This window comes from Alphaproteobacteria bacterium (assembly GCA_039980135.1).
In the GTDB taxonomy this organism is placed as follows: domain Bacteria; phylum Pseudomonadota; class Alphaproteobacteria; order UBA6615; family UBA6615; genus UBA8079.
Genome location: JBDXCV010000003.1, coordinates 121503 through 135778, shown reverse-complemented (window position 1 = coordinate 135778; position 14276 = coordinate 121503). Strand labels below are relative to the sequence as shown.

General features: G+C 61.1%; 14 protein-coding genes. 9 read left to right on the top strand and 5 right to left on the bottom strand.

Annotated features, from left to right (window positions below):
- Positions 1-103: 103 nt before the first annotated feature.
- The 3 genes from ABJ363_02545 to ABJ363_02535 all read left to right on the top strand — a co-directional run bounded on the left by ABJ363_02545 (position 104) and on the right by ABJ363_02535 (position 2551).
- Entirely contained in the window at positions 104-970 is an 867-nt protein-coding gene (locus ABJ363_02545; protein ID MEP4377853.1) for an MBL fold metallo-hydrolase, read from the top strand.
- Positions 971-1093: 123 nt separating this feature from the next.
- Positions 1094-1783, top strand: a complete 690-nt coding sequence (locus tag ABJ363_02540; protein MEP4377852.1) for a carboxymuconolactone decarboxylase family protein — start codon at positions 1094-1096, stop codon at positions 1781-1783.
- Between the two features lie 228 nt (positions 1784-2011).
- Positions 2012-2551, top strand: coding sequence for a hypothetical protein (locus ABJ363_02535; protein MEP4377851.1), 540 nt, complete (start codon positions 2012-2014; stop codon positions 2549-2551).
- A 42-nt stretch (positions 2552-2593) separates the two neighbouring features.
- Here ABJ363_02535 and ABJ363_02530 read toward each other — a convergent pair whose 3' ends face one another.
- A complete protein-coding gene (locus tag ABJ363_02530) occupies positions 2594-4303 on the bottom strand; it encodes a PAS domain-containing sensor histidine kinase (GenBank protein MEP4377850.1) in 1710 nt (569 codons plus the stop codon).
- A gap of 408 nt (positions 4304-4711) precedes the next feature.
- Between ABJ363_02530 and ABJ363_02525 the strand changes: the two genes are divergently transcribed.
- A complete protein-coding gene (locus ABJ363_02525; protein ID MEP4377849.1) occupies positions 4712-5239 on the top strand; it encodes a cold shock domain-containing protein in 528 nt (175 codons plus the stop codon).
- A 6-nt stretch (positions 5240-5245) separates the two neighbouring features.
- Here the strand turns inward: ABJ363_02525 and ABJ363_02520 are convergent, their stop codons facing one another.
- The 4 genes from ABJ363_02520 to ABJ363_02505 form a co-directional block, all read right to left on the bottom strand.
- Positions 5246-5791: a hypothetical protein gene (locus ABJ363_02520; protein ID MEP4377848.1), complete on the bottom strand. Its 546-nt coding sequence runs from the start codon at positions 5789-5791 to the stop codon at positions 5246-5248.
- A 124-nt stretch (positions 5792-5915) separates the two neighbouring features.
- The gene (locus ABJ363_02515; protein MEP4377847.1) at positions 5916-6638 is read right to left on the bottom strand and encodes a DUF2470 domain-containing protein; all 723 of its coding nucleotides are present in this window, start codon (positions 6636-6638) and stop codon (positions 5916-5918) included.
- 50 nt (positions 6639-6688) lie between these two features.
- On the bottom strand, positions 6689-7258 hold the full coding sequence (locus ABJ363_02510; GenBank protein MEP4377846.1) for a copper chaperone PCu(A)C: 570 nt from the start codon (positions 7256-7258) through the stop codon (positions 6689-6691).
- A gap of 24 nt (positions 7259-7282) precedes the next feature.
- Complete coding sequence (locus ABJ363_02505) at positions 7283-7906, bottom strand: SCO family protein (protein ID MEP4377845.1); 624 nt, start codon at positions 7904-7906, stop codon at positions 7283-7285.
- Positions 7907-8145: 239 nt separating this feature from the next.
- On the opposite strand from ABJ363_02505, the gene ABJ363_02500 reads away from it, so the two are divergent.
- The 5 genes from ABJ363_02500 to ABJ363_02480 all read left to right on the top strand — a co-directional run bounded on the left by ABJ363_02500 (position 8146) and on the right by ABJ363_02480 (position 14124).
- On the top strand, positions 8146-8841 hold the full coding sequence (locus ABJ363_02500) for a response regulator transcription factor (protein MEP4377844.1): 696 nt from the start codon (positions 8146-8148) through the stop codon (positions 8839-8841).
- A gap of 103 nt (positions 8842-8944) precedes the next feature.
- Positions 8945-10696, top strand: coding sequence for a stimulus-sensing domain-containing protein (locus ABJ363_02495; GenBank protein MEP4377843.1), 1752 nt, complete (start codon positions 8945-8947; stop codon positions 10694-10696).
- Between the two features lie 151 nt (positions 10697-10847).
- A complete protein-coding gene (locus tag ABJ363_02490; protein MEP4377842.1) occupies positions 10848-11906 on the top strand; it encodes a Gfo/Idh/MocA family oxidoreductase in 1059 nt (352 codons plus the stop codon).
- Between the two features lie 113 nt (positions 11907-12019).
- Entirely contained in the window at positions 12020-12544 is a 525-nt protein-coding gene (locus ABJ363_02485; GenBank protein MEP4377841.1) for a tripartite tricarboxylate transporter TctB family protein, read from the top strand.
- A 44-nt stretch (positions 12545-12588) separates the two neighbouring features.
- Entirely contained in the window at positions 12589-14124 is a 1536-nt protein-coding gene (locus tag ABJ363_02480) for a tripartite tricarboxylate transporter permease (protein ID MEP4377840.1), read from the top strand.
- The last annotated feature ends 152 nt before the right edge of the window (positions 14125-14276 follow it).

The following is a 14276-nucleotide window of genomic DNA, read 5'->3' as shown; positions in this document are numbered from 1 at the left end:
ACACCGGTACCGGTTTCACGCTGGTGAGCATGCACATTTGCAGCCTAGAGTTTGTCGGCCTGCTTGCCGCTTTTCGTTCATCGAATTCGTGGAGAAACCAGAGATGATCAGACTACGCAGCTTTGCGGCGATCGCCGCCGCGACCATGATGCTCACCGGGCTGCTCGCACCCCAGGCGGGCGCCCAGCAGGAGGCCAAACGTTCGATCACCGAGATCGGACCCAACCTTTACCGCTTCCAGAACAACTTCCACACGTCCGTGTTCCTGGTGACCGACGACGGGGTGGTCGCAACCGACCCGATCAACGCCGCCGCCGCGACCTGGCTCGAGAACGAGATCCGCACGCGGTTTGGCCAGGAAATCCGCTACGTCGTCTATTCCCATGACCATGCCGATCACATCTCCGGCGGGGAGGTATGGGACGATACGGCGATCGTGGTGTCCCATGTGAACGCGCGCGACACCATCATCGCGGCCAAGCGCCCCACGGCGGTGCCCGAGCTGACCTTTTCGGACGAGTTGGTCCTCAACCTCGGCGGACAGACCGTCGAACTCAAATATGTCGGCCGCAACCATTCCGACAATTCGATCGTGATGAACTTCCCGGCCCAGCGTGTGCTGTTCGCGGTGGACTTTATACCGATTCAGGCCGTCGCCTTCCGCGATCTGCCCGATGCCTGGCTGCCCGACTGGATCGAGTCCATTCGCCGGGTCGAGGGGATGGACTTCGACAAGCTCGCGCCGGGCCATGGCAAGATGGGTGTGCCCGCCGATGTCACGGCGTTCCGCGAGTATATGGAAGACCTGTGGACCGCCGTGAGTCAGGCCGTTGCCGACGGCAAGACGCTCGAACAGGCCCAGGCCGAGATCAAGCTGTCGAAATATGCCGGCTGGGCACAGTATGAGCAAAACCTGCCGCTGAACATCGCCGGGGCCTATCGTATCCGGTCCGCGAACTGGCGTCGTTAGCCACGACGCGGGACCGATATTCGGTATCGGGGGCGGGTCGCACGGCCCGCCCCTATTGCTGTTTGAGCCGGGCGAGATAAAGTCAGGCAAACGCACAACATGATGATCGAGGAGACCAAGCCCATGTCGCGTACCCAAGGACGCATTCAGAAGATCGAACCCGAGGCCATCGATGGCGAGTTCGAGGAATTCTATGGCGCCGTCACGGCTCTGCTGGGCCGGGTGCCGCATTTCTACAGGACGATCTCCAACGCGCCATTCCTGGCGATGCTCCTCCTGCCGATCAACGCGGCCGCCCAGCGCGAATGGCCGGGAACCCGGATCACCGGAAAACTCAAGGAGATGGTGGTGATCAAGACCAGCCATACCAATGGCTGCGATTATTGCTACGCCCACAACACGTCTCTCGGGCAGGCAGCGGGGATCACCCATGACCAGATCATCGCCATGTCGTCGGACGACTATCTGACGTCGGATCTGTTCAACGAGCGCGAGAAGGCGGCGATCCTGTGGGCCGAGAACATGACCCGCAACACCGCCCAGAAGAACACGGAAGTTTATGACCGGCTGCGGGCGAACTTCACCGAAGGTGAGATCGTCGAGGTCACAATGCTCTGCGCGATGTTCAACATGATCAACCGGATCAATGATTCCCTTGACGTGTTGATCGAGGAGCAGCCGGAGATCGACAAGATCCAGTCTTCCCTGCATCTCGACCCGGCGAAAATGGGAGATTACCTGCGCTGGCTGGCCGATCATTGGCCGAGCGAGTTTGAATCCATGAACAAACAGGCCGAGGACGCTGCCGCCTGATCCACCATATTCGGTGGTGGAGACGGTGCATAAAGCCCGGACAAGCTGTGTGGATAAAATGTGGGTAGTTTCCTCGCCGGTTGCTGACTCGTGCCGCAGGCTGCATTAGCATAAGCGCAAGTATGGGGAGGCGAGTATTGTATCCGGGCAAGCTGGAAGGCATGCCGGAAACAAGATTGTCTGGGGAATTTCACACCAAGCACTTGGTTCGCAACGCGCATGGCGATCATGTCGAGTGACGAATTCGCCGATTTCGAGGGATCGGGGTCGGCGACGGGTAAGGATGGCCCGACGGAGCAGCTGCCGGAGCCTCCGGCTGCCGGCGCCGCGACCGCGCCTGCCGAGAACTTGTGGGTGTTGTGCCGCAAATCCGCCGAAGGCGATGTCGAAACAATCCGGGCGTTCGACGATGAGGCCCGCGCGCGTGCCGATCTCGAACTGGCGGAAAGCGTTTCCCGTGATCAGTTCTGGGTGTCGTCAGTTCCGCTGATGTGTGCGCATGCCGCCGGCGGTTTGTCCGGAAATGTCTCGCGCGTTCAGGCGCTGGCGCTCACCTGGATGGCACAGGGTGCGGAAGCCGAAGGTTCGATCACGCTGGACGATCCCGTGGTTGTCAGCCCGCGCCACGTGCGCGGTTTCGTGTCCGTGCCGTCCCACGAGTGGCGTGAAATGGAACAAAATGGCTGGGTGCGGGACGGCTTGATAACCCCCGAAGGCGCGGACAAGGTTGGTCTCGCCCGCCCGCACCAAGTGCCGGACGAGGACTGAATTCGAAACAGGTGATTTCTGGCGGGGCGTGGTCGCGCCGGCCTAGGCGGCGGGTGTCGCCGCCTGCAGGTCGTCGAACGCGGCTTCCCATAGCCGAAGCGCCAATGTGAACCGCGACCCGCGGCCCAGTTCGCTTTCCAGCGTGATGTCGCCGCCCATGAGCTGAGCGAGATTGCGGGCGACATGAAGACCGATTCCGACCCCTTCGGTGGTGGTCGTGAGAGCGTCCGACCGAACCCGGTGGAAGCGATCGAACACCGCCTGCTGTTGGTCGATCGGGATGCCGATCCCGGTGTCCCAGATCGTGAGATAGAGCAAGTCTTCCTTGCCGTGAACGATATCGACGCCGACGCTGCCGCCCTCGGGCGTGAATTTAAGCGCATTGGTCAGCAGATTGATCAGAATCTGTCGGGCCGCCGTCTTGTCGGCGATAATCGAAAGATCTTCCGTGACCGGCGGGGCGACGAGATCGATCTTTGAATCCCTGGCCCGCACCTCGATCATGGAGACAGTATCGCGAACGAGTCCGGCGACATCGACCTCGACCAGGTTCATGTCTGTCGTTTCGTTTTCGATCCGCACGGTGTCGAGCAGGTTGTCGATGATCTGCACCAGATGTCCCGATGCCGAGAGGATGTTTTCCAGGTATCCCGGGATTCGCTCGCCGGCCGTTTCCGTGATCTGGCGACGGCATAGCTCCGTGAAACCGATGATGGCGTTCAGGGGCGTGCGCAATTCATGGCTGGTCAGCGCCAGGAAGTCGGTCTTGGCGTCCGAGGCGGACTGCGCCCGCACCAGTGTGTCGCGCAATTGTTCGTTACGTAGTTCAAGTGCGGAAAGCGCCTGCTCGAGTTTTTGCCGGGCCGTGATGGCTTCGCGTTCGGCCTCAAGGGCGCGGGTCACGTCTGTCCCCGTGCCGCGATAACCGAGGAAATGTCCATTGCCGGTATCGAAGAACGGCGTCCCGCTCAGGTGAATGCGGCGCGATTGGTTGGTTTCGTCGCGCATGATGAAGAGGCGGTTGCGGAACGGGCGCCTGTCCTGCATCAGCAGTTTCAGGTCCGGAACGCCGGGAACCGGGTCCGGCAGGCTGCCGAGTGCGAGCACATGCTTGCCCAGATGGGCCTCCGGCGGGGCGCCGGTGATGGCCGCAATCCGTGCCGAAACCTCCGTCAGGCGCAGGTCGGTATCGGTCTCCCAGACCCAGTCGGATGTTGACCGAATGACATCGGTCAACTTGTCGTCGAGCGCCACGAGACGTTGCTCGGATGTGATCCATCGGGTGATATCTTCGAAATACCCGTGGATGATGACGGCGCCGTCGATTTCACCCAGGAAATGGCGCCCGCGGAAGGTGCGGGCGACGCCGCCGATTTCCGCGCGCGTGCGCGCCGGCTCGAAATGCCCGGTCGAGATGAGCGTATCGAAGATGTTGGAAAGGGGCCCGGGTGCGGCCGTCACCTGGTCCGTCTCGTTGGCGATGTTCCATGCGGCGCGGGCGAAATAGAGGAACGCGTCATTGTGCCAGGTGATCGTCCCGTCCGGATTCGCGACGTAGGCTGGACCGAGATGTTCGAGCAAATTCGGGTGGGGAATGCCCGCGGGCATCGCCGGCGTTGACGGACCGTCGGCTTCAGTCGCGCTGTCCGACAGCAACGGGTCCGGCGTTTCGGGAAGGTCGGGCGAGGGTTTGCGGCGTGCGTAAATGCGCCCAATCTCACCGGCGGATGAATGCCGAACTATCTCTGTCATGAGTAATTAGTCTATCTCAGCACTTCGCGGGAACATGGTGAACGCTACGTTAATCAGTTTTCATGAAACAGGTTTATAAACGATTAACGGATAAGGTCAATTCATAAAACATTATGAATCAAAGGGTTCTGTGTCTTTTTGAATAAAATGCACTAAGTATTGTTGCGTGGCTTCAACAAAACACGAGATGTGTGTTTCAACGCCCGGATATCGCAGTGCAGCATCGGGGCTGCCATTTCGCGCTGGCTTCGGGCCGTGATTCTCGTGCTATGGTTTGCCTGTAATCAGGTGATTTTTTGTTTTTTATTTCGCTGTTAACGCGTGCCGAGGCGTGATCGACGTGGATTAGAGTGCGTACCAGTGTTGTTCAGCTTGCCCCGGCGCCGAGTGCGTCAGGATCCGTCAGCGATGGCCGATACAGGAACATCGGGGGACAACGGGGGTCAGCGGGTTTCCGCGACCGTTAAGTGGTTTAACCCCATCAAGGGGTTCGGTTTCGTTCAGCCGGAGAATGGAACCGGCGACGCTTTCATTCATGTCTCTGTCCTCGAGGCCGCCGGTCAGAAGGACCTGCAGGATGGTGCCGAACTCGAATGCGAGATCGAGCAAGGACCGCGCGGACCCATGGTTTCAGTCATTCATAGTGTTACGGCCGGGTCCGGCGAAGCCACCGAGACCGTCGATGCGAACGCGCCTGTCACGGAGGGGGTCGTGAAGTTCTTCGACGCCAACAAGGGCTACGGCTTTGTCGTGCCGGATGGTGACGGCCAGGATGTGTTCGTCTCCGGCCGTGTGGTGGCCCAGTCGGGCCTGCGGATGCTTGAAGCGGATTCGCGCGTGCGGGTTACCACCAAGATGGGCGACAAGGGTCCGCTCGCGCAGAGCGTTGAATTGCTCGACGGTGCAGGCGATACCGCCGAGGACCCTGAAGGCTAGATCAGTCTAATGCAGGATGCGGATCAAGCCGCCGGCCCCATCTGTCTGCCGGTTGTGCTCCGCATGCATACGATGTTTCAGGCTGTATCCGGTCTCGAAAAGGATTCGTGCAATCTTTCGTGCGATCAGTCCGATCCGGTCGGCCGCAGTGTCCGGCACCAGCCATCGCAGCAAGGCCTCCGCATGCGAATCGTCGCCCGCCTGGTGTGCGGCAAGCAGGTTCAGGATGCAGAGCTCGTCCTGGCTGACATGGCAGCCGACCGGCGGATAGAGACGTAAATGGCGCCGCGCCTCAATTCCAATGTCACAAAACAGATTGTCCAACGCCTCGCATAGCCGGGTTGCCGTGCGCGGCCCGCAAACCCGATTGAATTCGAGGACAACTTCGCTCCATCGTGCGCGGTTCTGCACCCATTGGCGCAGCGCATGTAGTACCAGCCGCTCCATGTAGTTCAGATCGTTGGCCGTTGGCGGGCGGGACGGGTATGCGGCGGGCATGTTCATCGGCAGGTCGTTCGTCGAGGGTGTGGCAGGAGGGCGGGGATGCGTCATGATAATAATGCGAATGATAATCATTATCAACAAATGATTGCTAGTGTCGGTCTCTGACGACGATCACCGCGTTGACCGCCAGGGTGGTGCAGGTCGGGTGTTTGTTCGGACTTCGGTCGCGGATCTAGGTGCGGGTCAGCTTGGCCAGCCGGACCAGTTCATCGCGCGCGGTTTCCGGGCCATCGACAGTCGATTCGAAATCGACCCGTGATTCCGTGTCGTTGCGTGCAAGGTCGATCCCCTCGGGGTCGATGCCCGTCATCGTCCAGCCCATGCCATGCCGGTCGGCCAGTATGCTCGCATAGGCGTGTACGGCGTCGGCATGGTCGTTGTTCATGTGTTCGATGATCTCTGTCTCGGCCGCGGCGAGCGCGTCGGCAGCAGGTGCCCGGAGGACGACATCCCCGGCGTCGAGGGTCTCGATGCGCCCGAAACCGGCAATGAAATGGACACTTTCCAGACGCATTCTGTAGAGCCTGAAGTCGTCAAATGCCATCTGGCTGCGCGCGCCGGCATGATGGCGCAGGAACCGCGCTTTCAGGTCTGAGTCATCGCTGCCTTCGACAGACCCGATCAGCGTTGCACGGGTCTGGCTCAGCGCATCGAGACCGAGTTTGCCGATGATCAGCGATACCCGCTGATCGGCGACAATGTTCCGCGTGTGGCGCGCGAGATCCGAGAGCAGCAGAAGGGGACTGGCGTCCAACGTGCAGGATGTCAGGACCAGGCTGGCATAGGGGGTCCCGGCGGTTTCCGCGTCAACGGTTGCAAGGACACCTGACCGGCTGGTGCGGATCAGGCGCCGGACCAATGGTCCGCTGGGCTTGTCTCGATCATCGATGCTCATGGCGCGCGGAGACTAACGAAACGCCATCATGTCGCAAGTGGGAATGACCGTTACCGGTTTTGGCCGCCGTGTCCGCCGTGTCCCGCAGGCATTTCCGTAGCGGGCTTACCGTGGGTGCCATGTCCGGCGCCGTGATTCGTTGACGGCATCGGTTTGGTTGCAGCCGAAGGTTGTCGTGCCCCCGCGGCCTCGATCACGGCCTCGATCTCCACCTTGCCCGCATTCTCGAATTCAAGCGTCAGCGGGATTACGGTTTCCTCGAACAATGGCGCCTTCAGGCCGATCAGCATGATGTGGAAGCCACCCGGTTCGAGCACCGCTTCACCCTCGGCGGGGATCGTAACCCCATCCACAGGGCGCATTCGCATGACGCCGTCGACCATCGTGTGGTTGTGAATCTGGACCGTCTCGGCATCCGGCGACCGGGCGCCGATCAACCGGTCGGTGTTGTTTCCTTTGGTCTTGATGGTCATGAAGACCGCACCGACTTTCTGGCTGGGCGCGGTGGCGCGTGACCATGGATGTGAGATGGTCAGGTGCTCGGACTTTTCCTCATGGGCCCCTGCCGGGCCAGCGATAAACAGAACCGAAAGAAGTACGGGGATGATTCGGGTGATCATTCTGGGGTCCGGTGGAAGTTGGGGTTAGCTGTCGGTGCGGGCGCGCATGTGCTGGCGAATGGCTTTCGCCATGTCTTCGGGTGGCGTGCCGTAGCGGAACATTGAAGCAACAGCACCCTCCGGATCGACGAAATAGACAAAGGAGGTGTGGTCCATCAGGTAGAAAGTAAAATTCGGATCCTCGAAGCGCCGGTAGAAAACGCGATACTTTTCCGCGACGTCCTTGATCTCCGCTTCGGTGCCCGTCAGGCCGACCAGTCGCTCATGAAACAAAGGCACATACTCGGCCAATATTTCCGGCGTATCGCGTTCCGGGTCGATGGTGATCATCACAGGCGTAACCTGTTCGCCGGCCTCTCCAAGCGTGTCCAGCGCGACCGCGATTTCGCCGAGTTCGGTCGGACAGACGTCGGGGCAGAAGGTATAGCCAAAATAGATGAGCGCGTACTTGCCCCGAAGGGCGTCGTCGCTCATCCGCGCACCGGTATGATCGGTCAGGTCAAACGGACCACCGATGCTGACATTGACGACCATCCCGCCGACGGCCGCGCTTTCGGGAGGCTCGTCGACCCGCAGGTTGAGCCAGGCGCCGAACGCGAAGACGACTACCACGAAGGTGACGACGAGGATGGGAAGCTTGCGGTTCATGGGGCCGGTTTAGGACGAGTGTGACTGACCTTGCAATGCGTCGCCGGGTCGCATACCGCTCACTTTATCGTTGCCGGTTCCGTTATCCGGCGGGTGACCGGACGGGGAATCGGGTCCAGACACGTGCGAATGACGCCCCAATCAAGCCGCAAATGCGCCATAATGCCCCCCGATCGTGTCCCAACGACGGCGATATCCGCCGCCGGCGTGTTTCGATCACACGAAAGGGGATTCCGGACATGACTCAGACAATCGCGCTGGTCGATGACGACCGCAACATCCTGACATCGGTTTCGATGGCCCTCGAGGCCGAAGGATACAGCGTCAACACCTACGCCGACGGCGACGAGGCGCTCAACGGGTTGACCCAGACGCCGGTCGATCTGGCGGTGCTGGATATCAAGATGCCCCGGATGGACGGCATGGAACTGCTCGGCAAGCTGCGCAAATCGTCACGGATGCCGGTCATCTTTCTGACATCCAAAGACGACGAGATCGACGAGGTCCTGGGGCTCCGGATGGGTGCGGACGACTACATCACCAAGCCCTTTTCGCAGCGGCTCCTGATCGAACGTATCCGCGCGATCCTGCGCCGCTCGGAAGTCGGTGAAAACCCTGCCGAAGGCGATGATGCGGTGATCGAGCGCGGCGACCTGGTGATGGATCCCAACCGCCATTTATGTTCCTGGCGCGATCAGGAGGTGACCCTGACGGTTACCGAGTTTCTGATTCTCGAGGCACTCGCGCAGCGGCCCGGTCATGTGAAAAGCCGGGATCAGCTGATGGACGCCGCGTATGGCGAGAACATCTATGTTGATGACCGCACGATCGACAGTCACATCAAGCGGCTGCGCAAGAAGTTCCGGCAAGTTGACAATGTGTTTGGCCAGATCGAGACATTGTATGGAATCGGGTACCGCTACAAGGACGCATAATCCGGGAGCGGCCGACCGTAGGGGGCGGCAGTCCGGCGACGCCCGCGGGTGATCGCCCGCCGCGAATGCAGGAATGGGGTCTGCGAGGGACCCGGGGAAAAGAATGACGCTTGATGCCCGCTTCGGAAACCGGCTGTTCCGGGCCAGACGCCGCGCCGATGACGTGGCTGATTCGGCCGGCGGGCGGCAGCCGGAAGACGGTACGCGACGGATCGGCAGGGTCCGGATCCTCTGGGCATGGCTGCGCCGCCGCCGGCCCTCGACCTCGCTGACCCGGCGAATTCTGGCCATCAATCTTCTGGTGCTTGCCGTGCCCGTCGGGGGGTTCTTTTTCCTCGACCAGTATCAGGAGAGCCTGATCGACGCCGAGATCGAGGCCCTGCGGGTGCAGGGCGAGGTCTTTGCCGGCGCGATCGGTGCCGGTGCCGTGCTCGTGGCACCCGGTGTGGGACAGCAGATCGACCCGGTGCGCGCGAGCCTCATGCTTCGTCGCCTGACCGAGCCAACGCAAAACCGCGCCCGGTTGTTCGTCAGCAACGGTGTCATGATCACCGATACCCAGTCGATGCGCAGCGCGCGCGGCCCGGTGCGCGTACAAACCCTGCCGCCGCCCGAGGGGTTCGCCCCATGGTTATGGGCCGAAGACCGGTTCGAGGCACTCCTGGACTGGTTGCCCGGACAGGGCGAGCTGCCGGTCTATCAGGAGCGGGTGCCACAACGGGCGAATGACTATCGCGAGGTGACCGTGGCGTTGGCCGGAATTCAAGGTGCGGCCGTACGCCGGCACCAGGCGGGCGGCATGGTGATTTCGGTATCGGTTCCGATCCAGCGGTACCGTCAGGTCGTCGGCGCGCTGATGCTGTCGCGCGGCAGCGAGGAGATCGAACGCGCGATGCGCGCGATCCGCATCGATATTCTGCAGGTCTTCGGCGTTGCATTCGCCGTCACGATCCTGCTGTCGGTGTATCTGGCGGCGACCATTGCCCGACCGTTGCGCCGGCTGGCCCTGGCGGCGCAGCGGGTACGCAGCGGGTCGGGCCGGGACGTGGCCATGCCGGACTTTGCCAGCCGGCGTGACGAGATCGGAGACCTGGGCCGCGACCTGCGGGCCATGACCGAGGCGCTTTGGCAACGCATGGATGCGATCGAGCGATTCGCTGCCGATGTCGCCCATGAGATCAAGAACCCCCTGACATCATTGCGCAGCGCCGTCGAGACCGTCGCGCGCGTCGAGGACCCTGAGCAGCAGAAAAAGTTGATGTCGATCATCCTCGACGATGTCGCGCGCCTCGACCGGCTAATCAGCGATATTTCGGATGCCTCGCGGCTGGATGCCGAACTGAGCCGCGACCCGCCGACGATCATCGATTTGCGTGTGGCGCTGGAGGCGCTCGTCGATATCCAGACGGCAACATCGAGCGCCGATATCGTGCTCGATCTCGAGCCGGGGGTGGATCTGTCGGTCTGCGCGTTTGAGGACCGGCTCGGCCAGGTATTCCGCAACATCATTGCCAACGCACAATCCTTCAGCCCGCGGGACGGCAAGATCATCGTCGCGGCGGACCGGCGCGTGCGGCGTGGCGGAGACCTGATCACGGTGACGGTCGATGACCAGGGACCCGGTATTCCCGAGGCGAACCTGGAATCGATCTTCAAGAGGTTCTATTCCGACCGGCCGACCGAGGGTCCCGATGGGGAAAGCCAGAAATTCGGCACCCATTCGGGCCTGGGCCTGTCGATCTCACGCCAGATCGTAGAGGCGGCCGGCGGACGGGTCTGGGCCGAGAATCTCCGGCGCCCGGACGGGCCGGTCACCGGTGCCCGGTTCGTGGTCGAGTTTCCTGCCGCCGCCTAGAGACCGGACGGTCCGCGCGAAATTCGCCCTATCATCTTGTTTGCCAACTTGTGTATTTTCGGTCGCGCGGCTACTGTGCCGTTGTCTTATATAAGACTGGGTCCCAAATTATGTTCTCGGTGCCCCGGTCACTGCGTATCAGGGATGAAACATGAAACAGATTAATGTGGGCGTAATCGGCCCGGGCTGGTGCGGTGGTATTCGTGCAAATGCATGCGCGATCAACCCCCATGTGAACGAACTACACTTGGCCGAGATTGACGGCGAACGGCTCGCGGTCGTTGCGGGTGAGACCAATCCGACATCGACGACCGATGATTATCATCAGATCCTGGCGAAGGATTCGGTGGATGCCATCTTCATCTCGGCGACGCCGGAAACAACCCACTATCCGATGATCCGGGATTCGCTCCTGGCCGGAAAGCATGTCTTCGTCGAGAAGCCCATATCCTCGACCATGGAAGAGGCCGATGAGGTCATCAGCCTGGCCGAGAAGAAGAACCTGAAGCTGTCGGTTGGTTACTCCCAGCGCTTCAAGCCGAAATTCGCCTATGTTCACAAGGCGCTGAAAGACGGATCGATCGGCGAGCCGGTGACCTGTCTGGTCAGCCGCAACGTGACCCGCGAGCTGGGTGACAAGATCACCGGACGCACGAAGATGTCACCGGCCGCCATGGAGGCGACCCATGATCTTGATTTCCTGCTCTGGTGCCTGCGTCCGCGCAAACCCGTCCGGGTGTACTCGCAGCAGTCCGGCAAGCTGTTCAGCAAGAACAGCGACACGCCCGACCATCAATGGATCATGGTGACCATGGACGACGGCACCACCATCACGGTCGGTGCCGGCTGGATCCTGCCGCTGGGCTACAAGAACTATTCCCAGTGCTGGATTGAGGTCGTCGGCACGGATGGCGCGCTGACCATCGACGACACCCACAAGGAAGTACAGTTCAACACGGTCAAGGACGGCATCCAGTATCCGATGTCGACCATGCCCGGTGAGCCCGTCGATCATGTTTTCGCCGGCCCGATGAAGGCGGAGACGGACTACTTCATTGAGGCGATTGTCTATGACCGCCCGGTGATGGTGACACCTTCCGAGGCGCGCGAGGTGATGGATGTCTACACCGCCGCCGATCTCTCGGCCGAGCGGGGCGAGCCGGTTTCACTGCCGCGCAACGACACGTCGAATCCACTGGCCGCCGAATAAGTCGCCTGCACGAAGGTGCCGGAGCAAAATGCGCTTCGGCAGTTGCGGTTGATCGTTAGCCGACGCCCTTCGCGAACTGACGCCGGCCTTGTGCCGGGTGAACGGAGAACGGGATGACGGATGTAAATGATCAGCCGGCACCGCGCGGCTGGATGAATTTCAACACCGCGTTCGGCGTGTTCGCAATCGTTTTTGGCGTGGTGTTGTTCATCATCACGCCGGATCAGGTCGAGCGGCCGCGCCTGTTGTTCGGGCAAAAACCCTCCGGCCTCGATCCCGATTTCTTCCCCCGCATGGTCGCCGTGTTTTTCCTGATCGTGGGCGTGTGGCTGATCTGGCGGGCGCGGACCCTCGTTGAAGACAACCACATGGCCGCGCTCGATGGCGAAGCGGTCATGAGTGTGTTGTTCACAATCGGCGGGTTCATCGTCATGGCCCTGCTCATGCCGTGGCTCGGTTTTGTGATCTCGTCATTCATTTTGCTGTTGGTTCTCTCGACCTTCTACGGAAACCGAAATATCTGGCTCGGTCTCCTGGTAAGCGCGGGGGTGCCGCTGCTGTTCTTCAATGTCTTGCGGGTCTGGTTGAAGGTGGTCCTGCCGCAGGATCCGTTCTTCCCAGATTTTCTATGGTTCTAACGATGTCGTGCACCCACGGCCGGTCGATAAAAGGCTAATCCGTTATGGAAGAGTTATTTGGTTCACTGGTTCAGGGCGCGGGAATTCTGTTCAATCCCGACACGTTCCTGCTGACGGTTCTCTACATGATTGGCGGCCTGCTGCTGGGCATGTTCGTCGGGGCGCTTCCGGGCCTGACAACCCTGACCGCGATGGCGATCCTGCTGCCCATCGTGTTTTTCTTGCCACCGATCTTCGGTATTCCGTTCCTGCTGGGCATCTATAAGGGCGGCATATACGGCGGCAGCGTACCGGCGATCCTGGTCTCGATGCCCGGCACCGGTGCGGCAGTCGCGACGACATTCGACGGGCCGGCTCTGACCCGACAGGGCAAGGGCCGCAAGGCGCTCGAGATGGCGCTGTTCTCGTCTGTGGCCGGTGATTTCACGAGCGATCTCGTGACCATTTTCGCGATTGTGCCCATCGCGTTGATCGCGCTGGCCATCGGCCCGCCCGAACTGGCCGCGGTGTTGTTCCTCAGCCTGATTGTCATCTCCGCGACGGGTTCCGGTGCCTTCGTGAAGGGCCTTCTGGTGATGGGCATCGGCCTGTTTGTCGCGATGATCGGGCAGGATCCGATCGGCGCGCTGGCCCGGTTCGACTTCGGGATCTTCGAGCTGCGCTCGGGGATTGGCTTGCTGCCGATGCTGATTGGCCTGTTCGCGCTTTCCGAGCTGTTGCTGTCCATCGAGAAACGCGCCGCCACCTATATCAAGGCCGGCGCCAAGGCGCTCGAAGGCGAGCGGTTGAAATGGTCCGAATTCAAGGCCAGCGGGCGCACGATCGCGCGTTCGACCGTCATTGGCACGAGCATCGGCATGATCCCCGGTGTCGGACAGGTGGTCGCCGCGTTTGTTGGTTACGCGGCCGCGAAGAACGCGTCCAAACATCCCGAGCGTTACGGCAAGGGCGAGCTGGACGGGGTCGCGGCGGCAGAGGCGGCGAACAATGCGGTCAACGGGCCGACCCTGGTGCCCATGCTCACCTTCGGCATTCCCGGCGACAACATCACGGCAATTTTACTGGGTGCCTTCGTCGCCGTCGGCATGCGTCCGGGGCCGGAGTTGATGGTCGAGCAGGGCCCGCAGGTGTTCGCCATACTGCTGGCGATGCTGCTGGCAAATGTCCTGTTTGTGATCGTCGGCTATTTGACGATTCCGGCCTTCGCGCGGGTGGTGCGCATCCCGAAATCGATCCTGATGCCGTTGACCATCATGTTTGCCTTCGCCGGTGTGTTCGCGGTCCGCAACAACCCGACGGACCTCTATATTCTCGGGGCTTTCGGCGTGATCGGCTATGTCTTGCGCAAGTTCCGTTTCGATGTCGCGCCGCTGGCAATGGCCTTTATCCTGGGGCCGGAGATCGAACGTGCGGTGGGGCAAACCCTTAGCCTGTCACGCGGCGATCTGTTCGGTTACATCGCGTTCGAACGGCCGATCACGTTGGTGATTATTATCCTGACACCGGTGATCGCCTGGTATCTGTGGCGGCGGTCGAGCAAGTTGCAGCGCGAGGCGAGTGCATTGGCGCCCCCGGAATAACTGATTGGCGCCGGCGGTTCCTTGACATGTCCTGCGCGCAATGCTGTCTTGTCGATAGTCTTATACAAGAGTATTTCCCCGGGTGAATCTTGCCAATACCGATAGAACATCGGACCCGGTTCCAACAAACCACGCAGTCCCAAGGGAGGATC